Consider the following 24,058-nt stretch of genomic DNA (forward strand, 5'->3'; position numbering starts at 1 on the left):
CCCCACCACCCCCTGGCACCAGGCCACCGACGCCCTCGACACCCTCCACACCGGCATGGCCGACGACACCCACGCCCAGGCCCACATCACCGCGCTCGGCGAACTCATCGAAGCCACCGCCCAGAAAGCCCCCGCCCACCTCCAGAGCGAACTACGAGCGGCCTCAAAGGCGTTCGCCCGCGCTCAGCGCTCCCAGATCCGCGCCGAGAACCAGGCCGCCCATACCCTGCGCAAAGCGGTCCGCGACATCGCCCACACCGCCACCGGCCCCGACGGCAGCGTGCTGGCCACCCTGCTCACCGCCCTCGTCTGGGCCACGATCGTCGCCGCCCGCTGGCACGACGCGAAGAACCACGCCCACCAGACCGAAGCCGCCCGCCAGACCCTCCACCATCTCCAGGCCGCCGCCGACCGAGCCCTCGCCCCCGTCCTCGACCACCTCGCCGCCCGTCAGCCGAACGACCAGGCCCGCCGCACCCTCGCCCACGACGTCCGCGCCGCCATCCCCGACCACGCCGACCGCATCCTCACCGACCCCGCCTGGCCGGCTCTCGCCACCGTCCTCGCCGACGCCGAAGCCGGCGGCCACACACCCCACCAGCTCCTCAAGGAAGCCGCCGCCAGGCGCGAACTCACCACAGCCCGCCAACCCGCCCGCGTCCTGATCACCCGCATCCAGCACACCAGCCGCAACCCCGCACCCAACCCACGCGCCGAAGCCGCCCGGCGACACACCACCACACGGGCACATGGGACTGGCCTCGGGGCGGCGCACACGACACAGCCCGCCGCGACCCCGGCAACCGCGAATCCGATCAACCGTCCACGGCTGTAAGGAGACCGGCCCCGCCACACCTCCGAGACCGGCACGCAGACTTTCTCCGGCGGTCACGCATGGACTTGCGCCGCCACGGCCGCGGGGAGGACGACGCCACCGCCACCACGGCCCACCGGTTTGAGGCTCTGCTAGGCCAAGCGTTGGCCGTGTTCGAGATACGCGGTGCGCCCGGCCGCTCTCGCGTCGAGTGCGGCATGCACCCTGCGGGCGAGCCGTGGGATGAGGAGTGCGTCGATCTCATCGGGGTGATGGAAGGCGTACTCGCTGATCTCTCTTCCATCTACGGTGATCTGTTCACGGATGGCCTCGGGCAGTTGGCCTCCGTCGAAAATGAAGAGGAGCTTGTCGCCCTCCGCGGGGTGTGGCGCCCAGTCGGCGACGAGGAGGCTGCCGATGGGAGGGCTGATGCCGAGCTCTTCCTTCACCTCGCGGGCCGTGCCCTCATGCGGGGTTTCGCCGGGGTGGAGGTAGCCACCGGGGATCTCCCAGCCCGGCTTGTAGGTCGGCTTGGCCAGCAGCACTCCTCCGGCCTCGTCGAAGAAGAGCGCTCCGGCTGCGACTCGGGGCTGGGCGATGGGCTCGGAAGCTTCGGTGGTGGTCACGCGCGACACGGTAGCGGGCCGGTTCACCCGTGTGGGGCGTTCGCTGACGGCTCCAGCAGCCGAGGCAGGCCCTGTTCGGTCAGACGGCGGTACGTGGGTTCGTCGCCGAACAGGTCCGGCTCCGGGGTGAGCCGGACGCTGGTGGTCTTGTAGACGGCGTCCATGACGGCTTCGGCCGCTGCCGCGAAAGCGGCGGCTGTCGCTCCCTGATCCGCAACCAGCGTGTACTGCTTGGTGGACAGCCGTACGCCCTCGGCGAGCCACTGTCCGAGAGCGAACCCGGTTTCCTTGATCAGCCAGCTGGCACTGACCCGGGTGGAGCCGTCGGAGAAGTCATGCACGGGCGCATCCTGCGCTCGCAGCCGCTTGGCAGCCCGCGGGGTGATGACCGGGCTGAGGAAGACGCTGCCGGCGTTGCGGTTGTCGAGGTCGCCCGGCATGAGCACCATGCCCTTGCCCTGGCGGACGGCGAGGACTCCAGCCGCTGCCTCGGCGAGTGGGACACGCGTCCCCAGCGGGACGTCGAGGGCGTCGGCGACTTGGCGGTAGGTGATCGGTGTGCTCAGGGTGGAGGGACGCATTCGGAAGACCACTCGCAGCAGCAGCCAGCGGTGGGAGTGCTTGAAGATGCTCGTCCGGTGTCCGAGACGGCACTGCTCGGCGCTCAGTGAGACCGCCCTGCCCTGCTCCCAGTCCCATGCGTCGACGGAGACTAGGGTGTCGGCGACTTCCTGGCCGTAGGCGCCGACGTTCTGCACCGGTGTGGCGCCCACCGTGCCGGGGATGCCGGTCAGGGTCTCCATGCCGGTGAGTCCTTCGGCGATGGCAGTGTCCACCAGGTCTTGGAGGGAGTGGCCGGCATCCACGGTCATGAGCACGGTGCCGTTGTCGGGATCCGGCTGGAACCGGATTCCCTCGGTGGCCATTTTGATGACCGGGGCGGAACAGCCGCTGTCGGCGGCCAGGACATTGCTGCCGCCGCCCAGGACCAGGGGGTGGGTGCCATGCGCTGCAGCGAAGGCGGCGATCTCAGGCAGATCGGCCGGGTCGGTCAGTTCGAGAAGTACCGCGGCAGGTCCGCCGATGCCGAGGGTCGTCAGGGAGGCGAGGGGGACCTGTTCGCGGACGTGCATGAGCGCTCCTTGGTACGGGCTTGGTGCGGAGGTATCAGGCGGACAGGACCGTTTCGATTCTGTCGCAGATCTCTCGGGCCGCAGCCGCGGCGATGGGTGTGAACTTCGCCCGCAGGTCCCTGAGGCGGCTCCGGGCGCGGGCGGAGCCGAAGGACGCCGTCAGGTCCAGGGCGTCGTGCGTGGCTTCGGCGGCGCCGTCGACGTCGCGTCGCGCGAGCCGGGCCTCGGCCAGCGAGGTGTTGTGTAGCAGACGATTGCGCGGCTGCGCGGCGCCGAACAGCCGCAGCCCTCGGAGCAGGTCCTCCTCTGCTCGCTCGGCCTGCCCCAGTTCCAGCCAGGCGCGTCCCGCGTCGGCCGCGAGCACGGCGGGGGTCACCCAGTAGGCCCATGGAGGCTCGCTGTCGGTAGTGATCGCCTCGCCCAGGCCGGCCGCTTCGTCGAGCACCTGTTCACATTGGTCGTGTTGTCCGAGCTGGGCGTGCGCCCTGGCCTGCCGGGTGGCAAGCAGTGCCCGTACGGAAGCGGACGGCGGGTGCCCGGCGCCCTTGCGGGCCAGTTTGATCAGTCGTAGGGCGTCCTCCCGGTTTCCGCTCCAGGACGCCTGGTAGCTGAGGCACGAGACGATGTTCGCGCCGAGTTGCCGGTCGCCCGCGGCGTGCGAGGCCCGGAGCCCCACCAGGAAGTAGCGCTGGCCGAGAGCTTCATGGCCCAAGTCGCACGCCACCCAGCCGGCCAGTTGAGCCAGCTCGGCGAGCGCCCGGAACAGGAGGGTCCCCGTGGAGGCGTCGTAGGAGGCGCTGCGCACCAGGTTCGCGGCCCACCGCAAGTCCTGGACTACCCACTCCAGCACCAACGGACCGCCCTGCGTGTCGTCCAGCCGTCGCAGCTGTCCGACCCGCTCGGCGAGGACTCTCACCGCATCCGGATTGAGTTGCGCCCCGCGCATGCTCCCTGCCGTCGGCACATCAAGTGCCGTGAGCCAGTCGATGGCCGGTCGGATCAAGTCCGAACCGTTGAGTCCCAGCAGCGTCACGGGCTGAGAGCGTGACTCCGTCGGCGGGATGAGCATGGCGGCGGAACGGAGAGTCCCTTCCTGAGTCCAGGGAAGGTCCAGCCCGTCGTCGGCGGCGAGGATCACGGTGCGAGAGGAGAACTTCTTCGGCCACAGCTCCTCCGCCGTGATCGGCTCGTTGAGACGTCGGGTGAGGATGGTCGCGACCACCTGCGGCAGCCGGCCACGAGGGCAGGAGCCGCGTAACCAGCCGTAGGGGGCCTTGGCGCTGATGGTGCCAGGCCCGCACACTCGGTTGATCTCACGGGCCAGACGCTCCGGTGACCAGTCCAGTCGGCTCAGGTACTCGCCGAGCAATGGCATCTCGCCCATAGCGCAGCCCCGTTCGTCTTCCTCGCTTTCGTCCGGATACCCAGCCTGGCATGAACCCCACAGCTGGGTACGGGGATTCACCGGAAGCTGACCATTCTGACCACCCTGCGAACGTTGCTGACCACGGTATTCCCTTCCGACGGCCCGTCATTGCCGGTGAGGTGGACTCACCCATGCATCAGCGTGCGGCCATGACACCCACCGACCGAGCAGAAGGGCAGGTGACCATGAGCCTGATCCTGAGAGCCGGCACCCCAAGGGGCCGCGGGCCAAGGACGTACCCGTCACTGCCGTCGTCCGTTCTGCCGGTCGTCGCACCACGCCCGTGCACCGATGCCCAGGCATGTGGCAGGCGGGCGGAGGAGGCCGGAATGCCGACCACGACTCCCAGTCCCCGCAGTCGCCCGAGCCTCACTCCCATAGCCCGACTGGCCATAGCGGTGTCCCCCGAGCCCCAGGAGCTGCGGCGAGTGCGGCAGGAGATGGAGAAGACCCTCGTGGAATGGGGTCTCACTGACGTCGTCGACAACGCGCTGTTGCTGGTCAGCGAGCTTGTCACCAACGCCGTTCAGCACGCGCCGCACGCCGGTATCGGCTTCACGGCCACCCGGGACGAAGGGCTTCTTCTGATCGAGGTTCAGGACGGTTCGGCCGACGCCCCTGTTCTGCGGCACGAACCGGCCGATATGGCCGAGTCCGGACGCGGCCTTGGCCTGGTCGACTCGCTGGCTGACGACTGGGGCTGGATGTCACAGGCGGACGGCACGAAGAGCACCTGGGCGCTGATCACCGTACCGGTAGCCGACGGCTCCCACACCAGCCCTGATGCCGAGAGGCACTGAGGAAGGACCACCAATGGCCACGACTGAGCACAGTCCCGAGGAGGGTGCCATGTCCGGCACCGAAGAAGCCATGACTGCGGCACGACGGAGGCCCACGCCGCCTCGCGTCATCGACCGGTTCTCCGGGCCCTGGGAGTTCCTGTCGAACTACTCGGCCGCGACGGTCCAGCTCGACGGACTGCCGTATCCCACCGTCGAGCACGCCTACCAGGCCGCCAAGACCTTCGACGGGGCCGCCCGGGCGCGCATCGCCGGGGAGCCGGACCCCGACGAGGCCAAGCGCTTGGGCCGCCATTACGCCGACCGCGGGGACTGGGAGGAGGCCAAGGTGGTCGTGATGCGTTCCCTTGTCGAGCAGAAGTTCCAGGATCCCGCCCTGCGCGGCAAGCTTCTCGCCACCGGCTCTGCCGAACTGGTCGAAGGCAACGACTGGGGAGACGAGTTCTGGGGCGTGTGCGCGGGCCGCGGCCAGAACACCATGGGGCTGATCCTGATGGCCGTACGCGAACAAGCCCGACGCGAGCAGGAGCCGACCGCGCGTTCGGACCTCAAGGTTCCGCCACCTGCCGGGGACGGTGCTGCCGGCCTCGGCTGTGCCGCCCAGGCGCGCATCCCGACCGGCCACGGAGTCTTCACCGCCTGGGGGTACCGCAATGTGCTGCAGGGCGGGGAGCAGCTGGCACTGACCCTCGGGCGGGTCCGGGATGCCCAGCGGGTGCTGGTGCGGGTGCATTCGGAGTGCCTGACCGGTGAAGCCCTGGGCTCGCTGCGCTGCGACTGCGGGCCGCAGCTGGACGCGGCCATGGCCGCGGTGGCCGCCGAGGGCGCTGGCGTGATCCTCTACTTGCGCGGCCACGAGGGCCGCGGCATCGGGCTGCTGGCGAAGCTGCGTGCGTACGCGCTCCAGGACGCCGGGTTCGACACGGTGGACGCCAACGCCTCCATGGGGCTGCCTGCGGACGCCCGCGACTACCGGGTCGCCGCCCAGATGCTGGCGGATCTCGGCGTGCGATCGGTGCGACTGCTGTCCAACAACCCGGACAAGGTCGAGGCCCTCACCGCGCTCGGCGTCGACGTGGCTGAACGGCTGCCGCTGCTCGTGGAGGCCAATCGCCACAGCCTGGACTACCTGCGGACCAAGCGGGACCGCATGGGCCATGACCTGCCGGGACTGCCCGAGCCGGTGGACTCGTCGGACGTGGAGCACGCGTCGTGACCGAGTGCCAGAGGTTCCCGTTCCACCTGGTGGCCGACCGCGGCGAGGTGGCCGCGCTGTGGGCCGGCTGCGGCCATGTTCCCCTCGAAGTTCTGGTCGAGGTCCCGTTACGCACCGGTCTGGTGCGCCTCGCCTCGCCCGGGCGGCCGAGCTGGATCGGCCACGGTGACACCTGGCGCCACGTACCTGGGCGGCAGGTTCTCGGCATGCTCGCCGAGGCTCCGACGGCCGGCAGCTCCGTCCGGCTGCTCCTGGCGGAGCGGGGCAGGAGGCGCATCCTCGCTGTACTGGCCGAGGCCGAGGTTCCGCACGCCTGGACGGTGACCGGATGGCTCGGCTGGCCGGACGTCAAGCCCGTCGGCACCCTGGGGGCCCGCACGAGCGAGGCCCTGGCAGCCCGCAGCAACGACTACTGGGCACTCGATCTCGCGGCCCGCGCCGTCGGCCTCGGCCCGATGGACAGCTCCCATGCCGCGCCCCTGCCCTGGAAGGCAGGCGTCAGCGTGGTGATCCCGGCCCGCGGAGTGCACGACGTACTCCCGGGAGTCCTGCACGCGCTCGCCGAGTCCGCGTCCCTCCTTCCGCCTCGCACTCCTTGGGAGGCGGTCGTCGTCGACGATGCCAGCGATCCGCCACTGAGCCTTCCACGGAAGCTGCCTCAGCAGATCCGTCTGGTCCGCTCCGAGACCCAACTCCACTGCGGAGGCGCCCGCAACCATGGCATGACCTGCAGCCGTTACGGCCTGATCGTCTTCTGTGACGCGGACACCCACCTCGCGCCGGACTACCTGACCGAGCACATCGCCCGGCACCTGCTCGCCTCCAACCTGATCACCGTCTCGCTGCGCGAGCACGTCCCCACGCACCTGCCGGTCCCCGACCGGGCCCCGGACGGCAGCCGGGACTCCCGTGTCATCGCCCATTACACGCCCGGACGGCTGGGCCTGGTGTCCGTAACCGAGCCCGTCACCGTGCACCCGCTGGTGCAAACGCACGCCTTCCGGGACTTCGGTCACGGCCGACTGCTGGGGCCGATCGACCTGCCTTTCATGGTGAAGGGCAACAACCTGGCCCTGCCTGCCGACACCGCCCGGTCCATCGGCTTCCCGCCCGACTTCACCGGCTGGGGCCCCGAGGACGTCTGCTTCGCCGCCAAAGCCATCGCCCGCGGCTCGTACGTCGTACCGGTCCTGTCCACCGGAGTGTTCCACCGCGAGCACCCACCCCGCTCGGGCAGCGCCGCCCGGCGGGACGCAGAGCTGGCCGCCAACCTCGACCGCTACGCCCGCCGGCTGAACGAGCACGCCGCACTGCCCTGGCAAGGGCCCAAGCCCCCGGTGGCGATCTGCTGATGTCCTTCGACTTCACCGACGCCTGGCACCCCACGGTCAACCCCTCCGCCCGTATGCCCGTGCACCACCACCGCCACCTCGCTGTGCTCGGTCACACGGACGGCATTCTGAACGAGTTCCCCCGTCACCGAGGCGGCACCACCATCCGCCTGCCACGCATCCGCGACGGCCGCCTCCACGTCATGGAACTGCCCGGGAACAGCACGTTCGCCCCTTGGTGGCTTCCCGCCGCCGACCCCGGCGCCGTAAGCGACATCACCGGCATCTACGAGGCGGCGCTAAGGCATCCCCATACGACCGTGCGGGAACGCGGTGCCCTGGCACGGCTGCGTGACGACTTCGCCCACCGGTGCGCCGACGCGGGTGGCCGTCTCACCATCGGCGAGGCGCTGTGGCAGACCGCCGACGCTCTCCACCGCGAGCTCGTCCCCTCTCTGCCCCGGCTCGCCCTCACCAGCCTGACCCGGTCACCCGTCAGGCGCACGATCGCCGACGCGCTCACTCGGCTCCCTGGCGGCCTGCTCCCCACGCTCGCGCGCTGGGCCGAGTGCGAGCGGAGACCCATGTGGCCCCTGCTCGCCGTCACCACCAGCCCCCAGGGCGTCCCCCTGCGCATCCGGCTGCACGCAGCCAGCCGGAGCCTCGATCTGTCGCCGCTGCCCACAACCACAGACACGCGCGCCCCCGGCCGACCTGTCCCACTCGCCGAGGGGGAACTGATCACCCTGCTCGGCAGCGGTCGGCTGATCCCCAGCTCCCGCCTGTCAGCCATCGCCGAGGTGTCCCTTCATCTGGCCGGCACCCCAGTGCGTCACTTCGGCAATACCTACGGTGCATTCGGCACACTCAGCGCCCTGCTCTCTGCCCCGGACACGGCCCGCATCCCATGTTGCCCGGACGACGAGGACTCCTGGCACTACGCCGACCTGCCCCACGACGACGTCGGCCGCTACCCGCTCCACCTGATCGAACTGGCCGCCTGCTCCACGAACGCCCACGCGGCAGCCGAAGCCCTGATCAGCGCTTCCGTGACCGAGGGCACCACCATCCCCCTGGATCTGAAGGGAGACCTGGATGCGACCGTACGCGCTGGAGGGGCTGGACTGCTCCGGTAAGAAGACAATCGCCACGCTGGTCCAACAGCGCCTGCGGGTCGAAGGGCTGGAGGCGGGCATGGTGATCGGACCTCTCCTCGGAGGCCGCCTCGGCCGCCTCGACGCCCGACTCGCCAACGTCACCACCGCCGTCCATAGAGGCACCCCGACCGACGTATTCCGTCGGGGTCTCTACGTGGCGGAACCCGTGCTCGACGGCCTGCTCCATCGCCCCCGCCCTTTCCCGGCCCTCAAGGTCAGCACCCACTTCCGGGCCTGGGCACGCGCCGAGATCGAGAACGACCGGCGGATGGCCCACGGTTACCGCCGCACGCGCGCGATGCACGTTCGGTACGCCGGCGCCACCCTGCTGGCCACCGACTTCGCCACTCGCCTGAACCGGCACCGGGCCGATATCGCTACGGGCCGCACCACCAAGGTCGAAGAACGTCGGTTCCTCGGCCCCTCGCCCGACGCCTTCACGGCCTGGCACGACACCCTCGACCGCCTCATCTCCACCCACGTCCCGCGCATACTCCGTCTGGACAGCACCACAGCGGACCCCACCGAGCTCGCCGAGCGCATTGCCCAGCACGCCATGACCTGCTGGGGAGCCGACAGGTGACCTCAGCCGCGCACCCTGCCCCGCAGATAGTCCGCATCCGCCCCGTCGCACACGTGCACCAGGTTCCGCAGCAGGTACTCGCCGGGCCTCCGGTCGAGCAGCATGTGCCGGACGTACGTCTTCCACCACTGCAGGGCGCACTCCTCCTGGCGGTCGGACAGCAGCCACACCTCCACGGAATCCGCGGCGAGGTAGTCCACGAGGTCCTTACGGACATCCTCGAACTCCACCGTGGTGGTCGTGCCGGCGTACACCGCTTCCACGCCCCGCTCACCGAGCACCACTCGCCGCTCGGCTTCCAGCTCGAACCCCAGTCCCTCCACGGCCGCGCGCAGCACATCCCGCGTGGGTACCGGTCCGGACCCCAGCACGTGCGACGCCTGCTGGAGCCGAACTGCGGCAGCGTCCGGTGCGATCAATGTCCCCCTGAACGCCGGTTCGGTGCCTGCCCGTTCAGCGATCTGGGTGGCGGCCCTCTGCGCGCCCGTGCGCCAGGCTTCCGCCACGCCCTCCAGACCGTCACCGGCGCAACGAGCCGCCAGAGCCGTCAGCAGAGCGGCAGCGCGCTGCCCGTCGACCGTGCTGTGCGGTCCGTAGAGTGCATCGGGCTTGCAGAACACCACAGGCATGCCCAGGACTTCACACCCGCGCCCCGTGCCCGGGCAAGTCCTTCCGACAATTCGAGCCACCACCAGGAGAAAGCAGTGGTCTCCTTCCGCTGGATCACCGAGCCCCTTCCCGACGGCATTCCCGTTCGCCAGGTGTACGGGTTCTGCTTCGACGACACCGGCCGCGTGCTGCTACGCGAGGACGCGGGCCGGTACGGACTGCCCGGCGGCAAACCGGAACACGGCGAGGACGCCCCGGCCGTCCTCGCCCGCGAATGCCATGAGGAAAGCCAGATCACCATCGGTGAGCCGGTCTACCTCGGCTACCAGGAAGTCACCGAGGACGGCCTGCCACCGTACGCGCAGCTCCGCCTGGCCGCCCGCATCAAGGACTTCCTCCCACGCGAGCCCGACCCCGACACCGGCCGCACGTACGGGCGGCTGATCGCCCCGCTCAACAAGGCCCCGGCCCTGCTCGACTGGGGCATCGACGGACTCCTCCAGTCCGCCGCCGCCGTCCAGGCCGCCTACCGACTGGGCCTCGACCCGGCAGCGGTCCGCGAGGAGACCTGGCGCAACTGACACCACCCACACCGAGGATCCAGGGAGCCCCGATGCGATGGCAGTTCCACTACCCCAAGCGCACCAGCTTCTACCCGGCCGACTACGAGAACCCCGGCCTCGGCGGCTGCGAAGCCTCCCTGGTCCTCCTCACACGAGCCCTTGCTGCCCGCGGCCACCACGTCGAGGTCTTCAACTGCTGCTACCGACCCGGCACATACGACGGCGTGACCTGGCGCATGGCCTGGGAACTCGACTCCGCACCGGCCCCTGACGTCGCGGTCGCCGTCCGATTCGACGAGGCCCTCTGGCCCGCCGGCTCCAAGGCCGGACACCACCTGTTCTGGATGCTCGACGACCGCACCCGAGGCCCCGCCGCATTCGCCGACACCTTCCGCGACCGCGGCGGCCGGGTCGTCCTCGCCTCTCAGGCCATGCGGCAGCGGCTCGACATCGCCGCCGTGGACATTCCCGTCCACCTCATCCCGCTCCCCGTCGAGACCAGCCGCTACAACCAGCCCATCGCGGACCGCGCCCCCATCTGCCTCTTCTCCAGCATGCCCAACCGCGGCCTCGACGCCGCCCTCGCTCTCTGGCCCCGGATCCGCGCCGCCGTCCCCGACGCCGAGCTCTGGGTCACCAGCGGCTGGCAGCTGTGGGGCTTCACCAACGCCGAATCCGACGACCGCTGGCACCAACTCCTCGGCGGTCGCCCCCTGCCCGAAGGTGTCCGCCTCCTCGGCGCCCGCCCACGCGCCGAGCTCATCGAGACCCAGCAACAGGCCGCACTCACCCTGTATCCCTGCCGCTTCCCCGAGATGTTCTGTCTCTCCGCTGCCGAATCCGCAGCCGCCGGCACCCCTGTCATCACCAGCCCCATGGACGCTCTCACCGAACGCGTCCACCACAACCACACAGGGATCCTCATCGACGGCGACATCAACCGCCCGGAAACCCAGAACGCCTTCGCCGACGCCGCGATCGAGCTGCTGACCAACCCCGCGCGCCGCACCGCACTGGGCCATGCCGGCCGTTCCAGCAGCAATCATCTCGCTCCCGATCACATCGCGGCAGCGTGGGAAGATCTACTCGGCGCCTAGACCCGCCCCCCAGCGCCCGAATTGAGGCCGGCCACGGACCGCCGGCACCGGTTGGGGAATTCGTTGTCGTCGCGCCGACCTGGCCGGATAGGGCCGACGAGGTGATGTCAGCTCGTAGTCGGCCGGCGTGCCCGCACACCGAAGCATGCCGTCACCGGCATGCGGACTAACGCGTCAGATCTCCTTGAACGTTCCGCTTATGCCGAGTTCTTCCAGGCGCTGCCGGATCTGCTCGGCCTCATCGGCCTGTATGACCAACTGGAGAGTGCCCTGCAGATAGCTGATCTGCCTTTCGTCTAAGGCCATGTAGAACGCCCGGAAGAGTGCGGCGAAACCGTCGGCGCTGTCGCCGTTGGCCAGGAGGTTCTTGGTGAACGAGAAGGCGACCTGCCGGTCCTTGACCCTCTCCCTTTCTGAGGATTGGTTTGGACTCGGCCCATCGGTCTCCCTCTGCCGGGGTACGTTCGGTGTGTCGACAGCTGGACTGCCTGGCTTGCGCGTCGAGCTGTTATCGATGGTGTCGTCGGCACTCAGGGAGCATTGACCTTCGTGAACCGGCTGGTCGCAGTCGGCGCACGTCTTGGGTTGAGGCTTGGCGAGGCGCAGGCCCGTACTCGCGAGGTTGACCTGTCCGGGTGCTGTGAACCTCGCAGACCGCGCAACGGAGGCGAGGGCGGGCTGTCGAGAGCCGAATCTGGCCAACGACCTTGCGCTACCCCCACACCTCGTGGAGCTACCAGGTGATGCCCTTGCTGTGTCGTTCCTTGCGGACGACGAACTCGTGCAGGGGGTGCTTCCGTCGTAGCGCGGAGACCGTGACCAGAGGGACAGTTGATCAGCTGCTCGATGCAGCCCGGCACGGCGCCTTGGTGATGGCGTCTCACCGCTGGGCGTAGGGGCGAGCGAAGGTTAGCGCCCAACTGCGCATGCTCCGTGGATGTGAGTCTCAGCCGTGTGCTGAGACTGGTGTGTCGGGCTGCCAGCACTGAATAATTAAGGCACTTGGGGGGTTTCGAGGTGCGATGCCTCCTGCGCGTTTTCCGTTCCGGAGGTACGTTCTATGCCCAGTTCGCGAACGACCGGAGCCGCGCGTGGTGGCAGCGGTGGCTTTGCAGGCGGCAGTGACCCCGCCCTCGACCGGTTGAAAGCTGTTCTGGACAGCTGGCGCAGTTCCCTGCTCGACCTTGGTGGGCGCAACCGTCTGTTGAACTTCCGTCATACGAGGACCGCTACCCTGGAGATCACGGCCCCTGACGCCTCTGCGGTGTTGGCCGGGCTCGGTCGCGGTTGGTCCTTCACTCCCGTCACGGGCGACGAGTCCGTCGACAACGGCGTGGACGGAGAGGGGCTGGCTCGGGGCAGCGGCGTGTTCTACGAGTACGACTCCACCTCCACGGTCGGCGACTCCCATCGCGCCTCCGGCCTGGTGACTCAGAAGAACACCCAGGCTGGTCTTGACGCGTCGCTCTACCAACTGCGCCAGAAGTCGGGACAGATGTACAACGACTACGGCCTGTGGGTGCTCTGGCTAGGCGTCGGCATGCTGGACTGGCGGGAGGAGGGCGCCGAGGAGACGAGTTCCGCTCCGCTGCTGCTCGTACCTGTGGAGCTTCGCCGAGACGGGCGACGGCAGACGCGTCTGCACCTGGCGGAGGACCAGGACCGGATCCACAACCCCGCGCTCGCGGTCAAGCTGGAACGGCTCGGCGTCGACTGGAGCTCGGTCGCCGACTGCGACGTGGCCGATCCGAGCGCGGTTCTCGCTGCCGCCCGGGAGGTCGCGCGTGCGCAGGACGGCTGGTCGGTTGACGAGCGCGTGGTGCTCGGCCTCTTCGCCTCGCACAAGGAGGCCATGTACCAGGACCTCCAGCAGAACGAGGAGCGCATCCTCGCTCATCCGCTGGTCCGAGCCGTCGGCCTCGGACCCGACGCGGGGCTGCCCGACGATCTGATCGGCTTCGAGCCGCCTGAGCTCGACCGTATCGACGAGATCCAGCTGCCTGAGCGGACCCCACTCGCGCTGGACGCGGATTCCTCACAGCGGCAGTGCATCGCGGCCGCGCTGGACGGCCGTTCCTTCGTGATGAGCGGCCCGCCCGGTACGGGCAAGAGTCAGACGATCACCAACATGATCGCCGCACTCATGCACGCCGGCCGGTCCGTCCTCTTCGTCAGTGAGAAGGCCGCAGCGCTCGACGTGGTCCGCAACAGACTGCGAGGCGTCGGCCTCGGGGACTTCGTGATGGCCCTGCACAGCGGCGACACCAGCAAGAAAGCTGTGGCGACGGAGCTCGAACGGGTGCTGACCACTGAGGTGCGGATCACCGGAGCGGCCGAGCACGAACTGGACCGGGCGCGCCGGCTGCGCGAGGAACTGTCGGCCTACGCGGCGGCCATGAACCAGACCCGTGAACCGCTCGGCCGTACCCTCCACGACGTCCTGGGCAGCCTGGTCCTCCTGGAGCAGGCCGACACCCCGCAGCTCACCCTCGGCGCAAGGAGGACCGCCACGGTCCGGCGGCTTGGCGCCGGGGAGATGCAGGCGCTCATGGAAGCGGCCGGCACCGTCAGCCGGGCCTGGCGCCCGGCAGCGGAGGGTGAAGCGTTCGTCTGGCGCGGGCTGAAGCTGAAGGGGGCCTCCGTCCCCACCACAGTCCTCGCGGAGGCCACCGACGCCCTCGCGGACCTGCGCGCGGCTGCCGAGCGTCGCCCGTTTGCGGTCACGACTCCCGAACCGCGTACTGTGCACGACGTACGGCAGACCGTACGGACTCTGGAAGCGGGCCTGCCCGACCGGGACCCAGCCACGGCTGGCACGGTCGGCGGCGGACTGTCGGACGACTTCTCCGGAAGCCTCGCCCAGCTGGCCGAGCTGTTCGGACTGCCCAAGCCCGAAACCTCCCAGGAAGCGTTCGGCCTACTGGAACTCGCCGATCTGGCCTCCGCGGCGAAACGGCCGCCTGCGCGATGGTTCGACGAGGAAGGGCTGCGCGAGGCACATCGGGCGGCTCAGGAGCTGCGGGACGCGCTTGCAGTCCGCGCAGCCGCCCGCGCTGCAGCCGGAGACGTCTTCGGTGAGCAGGTGCTGGAAGCTGAAGAGTTGCCCGCCCTGGTCGAGAGGTTCACTGGACAGCATCGAGGTGTGTTCGCGCGTCTGTCCGGCCAGTATCGGGAGGATCGCGCGGCGGTGGCCGCGCTCACGCGCGATGGCGCCTGGGACAAGACACTGCCCCACCGCCTCAACGACGCCCTGGCCTGGCAGAACACTGCGGCTGAGTTCGCTCGGTTGGCGGCACGCCACAAGGAGGCACTGGGCGGCTACGTCCCCCGAGACGAAAGCGGACTGCCCGCCATGGACGCGGCGCTGGCTGCTGCAGACCGCATCGCGGAGCTCACCCGCGGGACGGCTCATCGGGACCTGCTCACTGCCCGCCTGGCCGACGGCACCGAGCCCGACCCGCTGCCGGGGTTGCTGGCCCGTGGCATTCGCGGCGCGCTGGCCGGCTGGTGCGACACGGCGACGCGCCGGGCCGCTCGCTGGTCGGAGTCCTCGACCGCGCTACACGATCTCTTCGAGGAGCCCCGCCAGGCTCAGTTGTCCTTCGCCCTGTTCGGTACTTTCGACCAGGCACAGCAGGCCGTAGACGAACTCCGGGCCGACCCGCGTGGCCCGGAGGAGTGGCAGGCATACCGCTCTGGAGTGGACGTCCTGGCGCGTCACAGTATCGATGACCTCGTCCCCCGTGCCGTCGAACGAGGCGTCCTGCCCGAACAGTTGCCTGCGGTCGTGGAGCATGCGGTGCTGAAGTGCTGGGCCGACGACCTCCTGGCCACGGACATCCGTCTCATCACCACCCGCTCCGCAGACCTGGACGCCCGGGTGGCCGACTTCCGGGAGGCCGACCGCCGACTGGTCGCTGCCGCGAGCGGCGCCGTGATCGAAGCGTGCAACAAGCGCCGGCCGCGACGATTCAGCGGCGGGGCGGCCTTGGTGATCAAGAAGCAAGCGGAGCTGAAGCGACGCCACATGCCAGTGCGGGAACTGCTCAGCCGGACCCGCGAAGTCGTCCGGCTGATCAAGCCGTGCTTCATGATGAGCCCTCTGACAGTGAGCCAGTTCCTGCCTGCGGACTATCACTTCGACGTAGTGATCTTCGACGAGGCATCACAGGTCCGCCCGGCCGACGCGATCAACTGCGTATACCGGGCAGACTCTCTGATCGTGGCCGGCGACGAAAAGCAGCTGCCGCCCACATCCTTCTTCGACTCGGCCGTCGAGGACGACTCCGACCAGTTCGACGAGGACGTTCCGGACAGCTTCGAGTCGCTGCTGCACGCATGCAAGGCGGGCGCCCTGCGCGAGCTGTCCCTACGCTGGCACTACCGCAGCCATCACGAGAACCTGATCACGTTCAGTAACAGGTCCTTCTACGGCAACTCCATGGTGACCTTCCCAGGAGCGCTGGACCACGGCAACGACATCGGCGTCGGCTTCTTCCACGCACAGGGCGTGTACGACCGCGGCGGCCGACGCGACAACCGCGTGGAGGCGGAGTTCGTCGCCCAGCGCGTTATCCATCACTTCGACACCCGCCCCGGCCGCACTCTGGGCGTCGTCGCCCTCTCTCAGGCACAGGCGGCGGCCATCGACCAGGCTGTCCAGCAGGCCCGGCTGCTCCGCCCCGACCTGGACCACTGCTTCACCGAGGACCGGCTCAACGGGTTCTTCGTCAAGAACCTCGAGTCCGTCCAGGGCGACGAGCGGGACGTCGTGATCATGTCGATCGGGTACGGCCCCGACGAGCACGGCAAATTCGGCACAAACTTCGGGCCCATCAACAAGGGTGGCGGTTGGCGGCGCCTGAACGTCGCCGTGACCCGGGCGCGCTTCCGCATGGAGGTCGTCGCGTCGTTCCGGGGCAGCGGCCTGACCGACAGCGCCAACGAGAGCGTTCAGCACCTGAAGCGGTATCTGGAGTACGCCGAGAACGGCCCGGCAGTCCTCGCGCAGGACGTGACACAGGCTGATGCCGAACCGGACAGCCCTTTCGAGGAGTCGGTCCTGCAGGTGCTACGCGACTGGGGCTACCGCGTGCAGCCGCAGGTCGGCGTCGCCGGATACCGTATCGACATCGGCGTGCGCCATCCGCAGTTCCCCGGTGCCTACGCGCTCGGTATCGAGTGCGATGGTGCGATGTACCACTCGTCAAGGACGGCTCGGGATCGCGACCGGCTGCGGGAGGAGGTGCTGGCCGGGCTGGGCTGGCGGCTGCACCGCATCTGGGGCACCGACTGGTATCGCGGCCGGGCTGCCGCCGAGCTGAGATTGCGTGAGGCGGTCGAGCTGGCGGTCGAGCGGGGACCGATGTCGGACTCCGACTCCACCTCGGTAGATCCGGCGGTGGCCGCCGAGGATGAGGCGGAGGAGACCTCACGCAAGAGGCCGACCGCTCCGTTCTCTCGCGCTTCGGACTGGCCTGGTGCTCCGGGACCGGGGGACGGAGCGCCGCCTACGACACTGGCGCCCCCGGACCATGAGCGCGTTCCTGTCGACACCGAGCCCGACCGGCCGTGGAGCTCCATGTACGAGACGTGCGAGATGACCGTGTCCTCACCGTACGAACTGCACACCCCGGACGCCCGGCCCGCGCTGCGCAACGTCCTGACCAGGATCATCGGGATCGAGGGACCCATTCACGAGGAGCTCTTGGTACAGCGCGCCAGGGAGGCGTGGGGCGTTGCCCGGGCGGGCAACAGGATCCGCGACAATGTGCGGGAAGTGGTGCGCGGTCTCGTCCGTTCGGGGAAGGTCACCGTCGACGGGCAGTTCCTGGACGTGGCCGGCCGAGAGGACTTGGAGGCTCGCGCTCCGGGAGAGGGCGACACCCCTCGCAAGGCCGCGCACATCGCCCCGGCCGAGCGGCAGCTGGCGCTGTACGAACTTGCCGCGGAATGCCCGGGCATGTCGCGGGACGAACTGGTCCGGCACGCGGGCGAGTTCTTCGGCTGGCGTCGCATGGGCCGGGACATCCGCAACTTCCTGGACTCCGACATCGATGAGCTGCACCGCCGAGGCAGGCTGAGGGAGGCGGACGGTCACATCACGGCGGTCGAGTGATGGAACCGCAGCGGACCCGATCGCAGTGGATCGCAAGTGAGGCAAGACGCACCGAGCGGCCGATCCGAGCTTCGTAGAGTCGAGGGCCTGGCCCAAGTTGCGTGGAGTCGGGATAGCTGACTTCACGCTTCATGTGCTGCGCGCAGTTCGTACGCGACGGGATGAGCATCTCCAGGGCGGAATAACTGCAGTTGGTGGTTGTGGAAGATCTCCAGGCACTCGAAAAGGGCGGTGGACAGCTTCAGCCAGCGGAACGGTCACATCCAGCATCACATAGCAAACCTGTGCAGTCACAGTGCGTAGTGGGCGAGTGCCTGCCTGGCTAGGGTCCTTGCCGGGATCGAAGGTCTTTAATCCTTCGGCAACCATGATGAGAGAACCGCCTTCGACGACGTCCTTGAGGTGGCGTCATTAGTAGGCATGTTCATGCCGAGAGAAGCTTGGCTTTACCTATCCGGTAAAGAATGCCATACTCTGATGGCTATGAGGGTGCTCTACGCCAACGCGCGGCTGCGCGACACCTGCGCCTCGGACAAGGCGATGGTCCGGAGGTATGGCGCCGCGCGTGCTCGCCGGCTGCAGTTGCGGCTGCAGCACCTGCGTGTGGCTGAAACGCTGGCTGACTTGCGTGACTTCGGTGGGCATCCGCACGAGCTGACCGGCGACCTCAAGGGGGTGATCGCGGTGAGTCTGGACGGCCCCTACCGGCTGGTCATGCGCCCGTTGGACGATGATGACGAGGTGATCGAGCCGCCGATCGACTGGACGTCGGTCCGCGCCGTGGTGATCGACGACGTGGTCGACTACCACTAGCAGCGACTGGAAAAGATGAGGAGGTGTCGACGATGACGCGCAGCAGTGGAGCTGTCCGCCACGGCTTCGTGGCCGCTTTGGAACCTGACTACGCCGTTGCCCCGGGCGAAACGCTGAGGGAGCGGTTGGAGGAAATGGGGATGACTCAGGCCGAACTGGCCACCCGAACGGGACTGACACCGAAGCACATCAACCAGGTTTTGCAGGGCGTGGTGCCGCTGAGTGGGGAGGTTGCCCAGCGTCTGGAGTATGCGGTGGGGGTCCCTGCGCGGTTGTGGAACCGGCTTGAGGCGGACTATCGCACTCAGCAGGTGCGTCTGGCACAGGAGCGCGCCCAGGCCGAGGATCCTGAGGCGGTGCAGTGGCTGGCAGATCTGCCGGTAGCCACGCTCGCCGCCGAAGAGGTGATCCCCGCGCAACCGGCGGACACTGCCAGCCGGGTGCGCCAGCTACTGGAGTTCTTTGGTGTTGCGACGATCCCGGCGTGGCGCGAGGTGTGGCGTAAGCCTGTCGCGGCGTTCCGCCAGTCCTACGCCTACGAGGCGCTGCCGGGGGCGCTGGCCGCGTGGCTGCGTATGGGAGAGCTCGCCGCCCGCGACGAGCAGCCCGGGACCTTCAGCTCCGCAGCGGTGCGCAGGTTGCTGCCGGAATTGGTCAAGCTGACCAGGCGGGCGCCAGCTGAGGCTCTAGCAGTGGCCCGCCGCGAACTGGCTGCGGTGGGAGTCATCGTGGTCGTGGTCCCTGAGGTCCCCGGGGCGCGGGCCTATGGTGCGTCGCGCTGGTTGGGTCCGTTCGCACTGATCCAGCTGAGTTTGCACGGCAAGACGGAGGACGTGCTGTGGGTGACGCTGTTCCACGAGCTGGGGCATGTCCTGCTGCATGGCCGGAAGGGGCTGTTTATCGAGCATGACGACGGGGACAGCACGGACGGTCAGCCGCAGGTCTCCTCTGGGGCGGACGCGGGGATTGACCACGAACGCGAGGCCCAGCAGTTCGCTTTGGACACGCTGTTCGGTGAACAGGGGCTGGCTCGGCTTGAGGCGGTCTCCACCACAGCTGAAGCGCTGGACCTGGCTGACGAGCTCGGAATCGACGCGGGCATCGTAGCGGGTCAACTGCAGGCGCGGGGGGTGTGGTCACCCGCTCACGGGGCGCGTCACCGACGGACGCTACCCAGCCGCGAGGAATTGCTGCACCCTGCGCCGATGCTGAAGCCCAGGCCGAGCAAGCAGGAGCGGGGAGGCGGGGCTCCACGCCAGCGCTGAGCCGCAGGACCAGGTAGGCGCACGGATGGGGACGGGGGGCGCGGCAGCCGCTTGCGCCGGCAGGGCGAGAGAGGAATCTTGACCATGAGTACGCCCGCTGGGGGGCCGTCGGAGGACGACTACGCGCGGTTGCCGGAAGATCTACTGGCGGAACTGCTGTCGTCGGCGACCGACGTGGCTCACACTGTGGAGGATCTGCTCGGCCCTGCGCTCGAGATGCGCGACGAGCTGCGGGAAGCGGCCCACGCACTCGGGTTGATAGAGCGATGGTCGGGCGGGCAGCCGCTGACGGTCGCTGCGGTCGACGGGGGCTTCGCTGTCGAGCGGACCGTCGCGGTGGACATTGCGTTGTCAGTTGCCGTGGGCGTCGAGGGCTTCCCACCCCAAGGACGTAGCTGGGCGTGGGACGACAACCAGCATTCCTTCGCTCAGGACGTCCTGGTGCACGAGGCCCACAACGAGCGCTTAGCCCGTGCCGGGATGGTGATCCAAGAACTCGACGTGATAGCTGACACGCCGCACGAGCTGAGAATCTATGACGGGAGTCACCTCACCCCGGTTATTCAGCTGAACTCCGCACTGGTGTCGAGTAACCCTGAGGTGCGCTCCCGGGTGCTCAACCTCGCCGACCAGCACTCGCTGGCGGACGCGTTTGCATCGTTCACGACCGACTCCAAGATCGTCGCGATGCCGAAGTACAACTCTTCGCGAGAACTGTGCAACGTCCTGCAGAAGGAGGTGGGAAAGCACGTGCCCTGCGACGACAAGTATCTGGCGTCGCTCATTCTGGAAGGTGGCGAGTACACCACGCCGCTGCAGGTTCCCGCCGACCCGTGGAGGCAGCTGCACATCCGGGCTCACGACGACGCCACCGTCGCCGAGCGCAGGTTGGCGGTCCAGTTGGAGGAGGGGCTGCGTCCGCTGAAGTCCCGTCGACTTGACGTGCTGTATTTTCGCCCCGCCGACGCGTCGGCCGCGTACCGGATCGAGGCCAAGCCTGGTCTTACCCGTGACCTGGGGCGGGTGCAGGATCTCTTGGCCAGCATCGCGTTCCAGCTGACAACACCGTTTGTGGTGGAGCCCTACCCGCAGTACCTCGCCGACCTGATGGCCAAGTCTGTCGGTTTCGGTATCAAGGCCCTGCAGACCGCCGCTCAGCTGTCGCTGGCGCGCACCTCGCCGCAGCTGGCTCAGTCCGTCGTCCACTCCTACCGAACGGAGGGCAAGTGACGTCCGCGCCCGGCCCCCGCATCCCGCCGCCCGCCACAGGCCAGGCCGTCGTTACCCCGTCCGGCCTGGTTGTCGGCACGGTTGGCTCCCCGAGCACGACCAGCGAGGTCACCGTCGACATCGTCGAGGAGGCCACCGCCACCACGCTACTGGGCGACTTGGTCACCCTGACCCATCAGCTCGACGCCGGCCGCTTCCTGCTGGCCCTTGGAACCGTCGCGGATATCGAGACCCGCAACCGGTGGCATGAAGACCTCAACATGCGCGGCGTGGTGAAGCTACATGGCCGCCTGCCGCACCTATCCGGCGTCGGTGACACGCGCACCGCCAAGGTCGTCGTGCAGGCCGTCTACGAGACTGATACTGCCGAGCCGCCGTTCGCCAGTCCGCCGCAGGAGTCCAGTGGAGCCCTGGGAATGAGCCCGAGCACCGGCGTCCCGGTTCGCCGGGTCGACGACGACATCATCGGGGCCCTGGTCGCCCGCCATCGGTCGGAGGTCGTCTACCTCGGCCACGTCTACCGCACCGGGGTGCAACTGCCACTGTGGGTACGCGACTTCGCTGGCAATCAGACTGATGGTGCGTTCCACGTCGGGGTATTCGGCCGCAATGGCTCCGGGAAGACCGCGCTGGCGGTCTATTGGCTGGCTGCCCAGATGCGGCATTCCTCCCTCGGTGTCCTCGCCTTCGACCCGCAGGGCCAGTTCGCCTCCCAGAACGGCTTTCCCTTCGACCTGCAGGAATGGGCCCAGAGCCTGGGCCGACAGGTGAGGGTGTTGTCCATCGCCGAGGACCTGCGACTGCCCGCCTGGGCCACGACCCTGACTGAGCTCCTCGACGGCGCACGATTCTTCCATCAGCTCACTATCCGGGCGACCCAGAACCGTGAAGCGGCAGTTGCGGAGTTTGTGCGGCTGCTGCAGGACGCGTCCGGCTGGGACGAGCAGCAGCCCGATGACTTGCTGCGTGCGCTGCTGACGTCGTTGATGGGTGACGAGGCCGCGCTCACTCGTATCTACAACTCGAAGGGCCCCCGCGACCGTGTCATCGACACCATCGGACGGATCCTGGGCAGTTCAGGAGCATTCGAGCAGCTTGCGAGCATTTTCCGGCCGGTCCACAACGTGTTCGCCCCCCAGAACCTGACGGGCCGTCGTCGGGTCAAGCTCATGAGTCTGATCCACGATGTCCTGGATGGGCAGGGTGGCGGGCAGCCCGCCCCCTACGTGATCATCGATCTGTCGGCGCAGTCGGGGCTGACCTGGTTGGACGACCCGGAGACCAAGGCGCGGCTCATCAAGGACACCGCGAGCCACCTGCGCCGGATGTCCGAGGATCGTTGGCACGCAACCCGACGCCCCATTAACTGCTGCGTGGTGTTCGACGAGGCCCACCGCTTCGCGTCCTCCAGACCCGCTGGTGAGCAGACTGGTCTGCTCGCGGCCAGCCTCACTGAGTACGTGCGCACTACCCGCAAGTACGGGTTGGGCTGGATGTTCATCACCCAAGAGGTCTCCGCCTTGGCTTCGGGTATCTACACCCAGCTGCGCATCAGGGCGTTTGGCTACGGGCTGACCACAGGTAGCGACCTGAACCGGCTCACCGATGAGGTCGGGCGGGGACCGGCGCTGGAGCTATACAAGTCGTTTCCCGACCCGCGTGCAGTGACACGTAAGTCGTACCCGTTCATGCTGACTGGCCCTGTCAGCCCGCTGTCGTTCACATCTGCGCCCACCTTTCTAGAGGTCCACACCGATGTCGCGGACTTCGTGGCCGCCAACCAACACCTGTTCACGGGCATATCGGTGCCGCGGGTTCCGTAGAAGTGCCCTGTGTCAGGTGTACAGGCGCCAGGAGGAGGGGTCGAAGGAACGCCACCCGGTGGCAGACGCCGCACGGCCGAGCGCCCACCGGTCGCGCCACCACTGCCCCAACTCTTCGGTCGAGCGGGTGGCCCAGTCCAGGTGCGAGTCTTCCTGGCGCAGCCAGCGATCGAAGTTCGAGGCGAGCGGGGCGAGGAAGATCTGCCGACGTACCCCATGCAGGCGCATTTTCTTAGGGTTAAGCCCGAGCCCCTGGAAGGCGCGGCTGAGGACCTCGCGGCGGTTGCGGAACGACGTGGTGCTGCCCCAGTTGGCGTGCCGGTGCGTGCTGCCGCCCGGAGTGCTGTCTGCTACGAACGCGGCCAGGTCATCGTAGATCGCACCCGAGAAATGGAAGTCACCGCTGCCGGCGGTGTAGCCGACAGGGCGGAATGCGAGCCCTCCGTCAGGCGTGCGTAGCCGGTTGTACAACGACGAGCGCCCTAGCGCGGATGCAGTGGTGACCAGGGCCAGCTGAGCGTGGGGGTCGCGTCCGGCGATCAAAGTGGTCTTGTGTCCGTATCGACGGGCGAAAGCATCTCGAACCTCCGTGCTGGTCGTCAGTAGCGCCGCTAGCTTCCCCGCGAGCAACTGGCTGTAGGGGGGGACTGCCCCCAAGACGAAGGCGTCCATCACGCACGCAAGCCGCTCTTGGCGCTGCTGTTGTGACCAGCCGATCACTGTGTCGCGGGGTTTGAGAGCGAAGACCGGATCCGCGAGACCGATCAGGCCCATGACCCGGTCGCCGTGCCCTTGGTCTACTACAAGAAATCGCAAACGACGTCCGTACCCGCTGGAGACCGGGATCGACCAATGCAGTGCGCACCACCGCCACATGGCGCTGTCCTGGCTTCGATAGTCCTCAACATGTACCAGGGCCGGGCGGATTTGGCGCGGATCGATCGCCCGACCGGCTGCGAGTCGGGCCACCAGTCGGTCCTCCTGACCGACCAGGGCCTTCCTCGCACGCTCGCGGCTGGTCGCGACTGCTTCGGCATGCAAGCGCCGCAGATGATCCTTGTCCTCCTGTACCGGGGCTAGTACCGCCCCGTCCTTGACATGGAAGCCCTGCTCCCTCAAATGTGCGAAGACCCGATCGCGTAGGTCTGCGGCGCGCTGCTCGGGATCACCAGTCGGGCCCGCGGGGCCCGCCTCCATTACCTTCAGCAGCCGCAGCAATATGTCAGAGCGAGGTATCCGCTGACCGCATTCGTACTTGCAGATCGAACTCTGAGGAACGCCTGACTCCTCGGCCAGTCTCAGCTGACTCCAGCCTGCAGCAGCGCGGGCATGGCGCAGGACAGCAGCGGGCGAATCCGAATCGTCGGAGGCGGGAAGTGCATCAGTCACCGCACTACTATGGCGGATTCGCCATAGCGCCGGCCAGCCGTTTCCTGAGGTCTGTCTGAAATTGA

General features: G+C 68.4%; 18 protein-coding genes and 1 pseudogene. 13 read left to right on the forward strand and 6 right to left on the reverse strand.

From position 1 onward, the window contains the following. Positions 1-835: pseudogene (locus tag GUY61_RS01880) on the forward strand (mobilization protein); the annotation flags it as partial. Positions 836-966: 131 nt separating this feature from the next. On the opposite strand, the gene GUY61_RS01885 reads toward GUY61_RS01880, so the two are convergent. The 3 genes from GUY61_RS01885 to GUY61_RS01895 are packed head-to-tail and all read right to left on the reverse strand — an operon-like array spanning position 967 to position 3,957. After that, entirely contained in the window at positions 967-1,440 is a 474-nt protein-coding gene (locus GUY61_RS01885; protein WP_166628259.1) for an NUDIX hydrolase, read from the reverse strand. 23 nt (positions 1,441-1,463) lie between these two features. After that, complete coding sequence (locus GUY61_RS01890; protein ID WP_166628260.1) at positions 1,464-2,573, reverse strand: UDP-N-acetylmuramate dehydrogenase; 1,110 nt, start codon at positions 2,571-2,573, stop codon at positions 1,464-1,466. Between the two features lie 34 nt (positions 2,574-2,607). Then, a complete protein-coding gene (locus GUY61_RS01895) occupies positions 2,608-3,957 on the reverse strand; it encodes a hypothetical protein (protein ID WP_166628261.1) in 1,350 nt (449 codons plus the stop codon). Between the two features lie 371 nt (positions 3,958-4,328). On the opposite strand from GUY61_RS01895, the gene GUY61_RS01900 reads away from it, so the two are divergent. The 5 genes from GUY61_RS01900 to GUY61_RS01920 are packed head-to-tail and all read left to right on the forward strand — an operon-like array spanning position 4,329 to position 9,086. Next, positions 4,329-4,799 carry an ATP-binding protein gene (locus GUY61_RS01900; RefSeq protein ID WP_166628262.1) on the forward strand — a complete coding sequence of 157 codons (471 nt, stop codon included), beginning with the start codon at positions 4,329-4,331 and terminating at the stop codon, positions 4,797-4,799. 13 nt (positions 4,800-4,812) lie between these two features. Then, positions 4,813-6,015: a GTP cyclohydrolase II gene (gene ribA / locus GUY61_RS01905; RefSeq protein ID WP_166628263.1), complete on the forward strand. Its 1,203-nt coding sequence runs from the start codon at positions 4,813-4,815 to the stop codon at positions 6,013-6,015. After that, the gene (locus GUY61_RS01910; RefSeq protein ID WP_166628264.1) at positions 6,012-7,367 is read left to right on the forward strand and encodes a glycosyltransferase family 2 protein; all 1,356 of its coding nucleotides are present in this window, start codon (positions 6,012-6,014) and stop codon (positions 7,365-7,367) included. Before ribA ends, GUY61_RS01910 begins: the two co-directional genes overlap by 4 nt. Next, positions 7,367-8,482, forward strand: coding sequence for a hypothetical protein (locus GUY61_RS01915; protein ID WP_166628265.1), 1,116 nt, complete (start codon positions 7,367-7,369; stop codon positions 8,480-8,482). Before GUY61_RS01910 ends, GUY61_RS01915 begins: the two co-directional genes overlap by 1 nt. Next, positions 8,442-9,086, forward strand: coding sequence for a hypothetical protein (locus GUY61_RS01920; RefSeq protein WP_166628266.1), 645 nt, complete (start codon positions 8,442-8,444; stop codon positions 9,084-9,086). The genes GUY61_RS01915 and GUY61_RS01920 overlap by 41 nt, the downstream gene beginning before the upstream one ends. A 2-nt stretch (positions 9,087-9,088) precedes the next feature. Here the strand turns inward: GUY61_RS01920 and GUY61_RS01925 are convergent, their stop codons facing one another. Next, positions 9,089-9,715: a hypothetical protein gene (locus GUY61_RS01925; protein WP_166628267.1), complete on the reverse strand. Its 627-nt coding sequence runs from the start codon at positions 9,713-9,715 to the stop codon at positions 9,089-9,091. A gap of 75 nt (positions 9,716-9,790) precedes the next feature. Between GUY61_RS01925 and GUY61_RS41070 the strand changes: the two genes are divergently transcribed. Both GUY61_RS41070 and GUY61_RS01935 read left to right on the forward strand, forming a co-directional pair. Beyond that, a complete protein-coding gene (locus GUY61_RS41070) occupies positions 9,791-10,276 on the forward strand; it encodes an NUDIX hydrolase (RefSeq protein ID WP_166628268.1) in 486 nt (161 codons plus the stop codon). A 32-nt stretch (positions 10,277-10,308) separates the two neighbouring features. After that, complete coding sequence (locus GUY61_RS01935; RefSeq protein ID WP_166628269.1) at positions 10,309-11,355, forward strand: glycosyltransferase family 4 protein; 1,047 nt, start codon at positions 10,309-10,311, stop codon at positions 11,353-11,355. A gap of 174 nt (positions 11,356-11,529) precedes the next feature. Here the strand turns inward: GUY61_RS01935 and GUY61_RS01940 are convergent, their stop codons facing one another. Beyond that, positions 11,530-12,057 carry a hypothetical protein gene (locus GUY61_RS01940; RefSeq protein WP_166628270.1) on the reverse strand — a complete coding sequence of 176 codons (528 nt, stop codon included), beginning with the start codon at positions 12,055-12,057 and terminating at the stop codon, positions 11,530-11,532. Between the two features lie 358 nt (positions 12,058-12,415). On the opposite strand from GUY61_RS01940, the gene GUY61_RS01945 reads away from it, so the two are divergent. The 5 genes from GUY61_RS01945 (at position 12,416) to GUY61_RS01965 (ending at position 22,604) form a co-directional block, all read left to right on the forward strand. Next, positions 12,416-17,473 (forward strand): DUF3320 domain-containing protein, encoded by a 5,058-nt coding sequence (locus tag GUY61_RS01945; RefSeq protein ID WP_243766104.1) that lies wholly within the window; start codon positions 12,416-12,418, stop codon positions 17,471-17,473. A 483-nt stretch (positions 17,474-17,956) separates the two neighbouring features. Continuing rightward, positions 17,957-18,286 (forward strand): type II toxin-antitoxin system RelE/ParE family toxin, encoded by a 330-nt coding sequence (locus GUY61_RS01950; RefSeq protein ID WP_166628271.1) that lies wholly within the window; start codon positions 17,957-17,959, stop codon positions 18,284-18,286. A 32-nt stretch (positions 18,287-18,318) separates the two neighbouring features. Continuing rightward, positions 18,319-19,551 carry a helix-turn-helix domain-containing protein gene (locus GUY61_RS01955; protein WP_166628272.1) on the forward strand — a complete coding sequence of 411 codons (1,233 nt, stop codon included), beginning with the start codon at positions 18,319-18,321 and terminating at the stop codon, positions 19,549-19,551. Between the two features lie 84 nt (positions 19,552-19,635). Beyond that, positions 19,636-20,781, forward strand: coding sequence for a hypothetical protein (locus GUY61_RS01960; protein ID WP_166628273.1), 1,146 nt, complete (start codon positions 19,636-19,638; stop codon positions 20,779-20,781). Further along, positions 20,778-22,604, forward strand: coding sequence for an ATP-binding protein (locus GUY61_RS01965; protein ID WP_166628274.1), 1,827 nt, complete (start codon positions 20,778-20,780; stop codon positions 22,602-22,604). The genes GUY61_RS01960 and GUY61_RS01965 overlap by 4 nt, the downstream gene beginning before the upstream one ends. A 12-nt stretch (positions 22,605-22,616) precedes the next feature. On the opposite strand, the gene GUY61_RS01970 is transcribed toward GUY61_RS01965, so the two are convergent. Further along, positions 22,617-23,993: a Druantia anti-phage system protein DruA gene (locus GUY61_RS01970; RefSeq protein ID WP_166628275.1), complete on the reverse strand. Its 1,377-nt coding sequence runs from the start codon at positions 23,991-23,993 to the stop codon at positions 22,617-22,619. Between the last annotated feature and the right edge of the window lie 65 nt (positions 23,994-24,058).

The organism is Streptomyces sp. GC420 (assembly GCF_009916105.1).
In the GTDB taxonomy this organism is placed as follows: Bacteria; Actinomycetota; Actinomycetes; order Streptomycetales; family Streptomycetaceae; genus Streptomyces.

Bases quoted from the DNA above. Each gene is read 5' to 3' on its own strand.
- GUY61_RS01890 (WP_166628260.1), bottom strand. From the start codon at position 2,573: ATGCACGTCCGCGAACAGGTCCCCCTCGCCTCCCTGACGACCCTCGGC.
- GUY61_RS01895 (WP_166628261.1), bottom strand. From the start codon at position 3,957: ATGGGCGAGATGCCATTGCTCGGCGAGTACCTGAGCCGACTGGACTGG.
- GUY61_RS01900 (WP_166628262.1), top strand. From the start codon at position 4,329: ATGCCGACCACGACTCCCAGTCCCCGCAGTCGCCCGAGCCTCACTCCC.
- ribA (WP_166628263.1), top strand. From the start codon at position 4,813: ATGGCCACGACTGAGCACAGTCCCGAGGAGGGTGCCATGTCCGGCACC.
- GUY61_RS01915 (WP_166628265.1), top strand. From the start codon at position 7,367: ATGTCCTTCGACTTCACCGACGCCTGGCACCCCACGGTCAACCCCTCC.
- GUY61_RS01920 (WP_166628266.1), top strand. From the start codon at position 8,442: ATGCGACCGTACGCGCTGGAGGGGCTGGACTGCTCCGGTAAGAAGACA.
- GUY61_RS01925 (WP_166628267.1), bottom strand. From the start codon at position 9,715: ATGCCTGTGGTGTTCTGCAAGCCCGATGCACTCTACGGACCGCACAGC.
- GUY61_RS01935 (WP_166628269.1), top strand. From the start codon at position 10,309: ATGCGATGGCAGTTCCACTACCCCAAGCGCACCAGCTTCTACCCGGCC.
- GUY61_RS01945 (WP_243766104.1), top strand. From the start codon at position 12,416: ATGCCCAGTTCGCGAACGACCGGAGCCGCGCGTGGTGGCAGCGGTGGC.
- GUY61_RS01950 (WP_166628271.1), top strand. From the start codon at position 17,957: ATGAGGGTGCTCTACGCCAACGCGCGGCTGCGCGACACCTGCGCCTCG.
- GUY61_RS01955 (WP_166628272.1), top strand. From the start codon at position 18,319: ATGACGCGCAGCAGTGGAGCTGTCCGCCACGGCTTCGTGGCCGCTTTG.
- GUY61_RS01960 (WP_166628273.1), top strand. From the start codon at position 19,636: ATGAGTACGCCCGCTGGGGGGCCGTCGGAGGACGACTACGCGCGGTTG.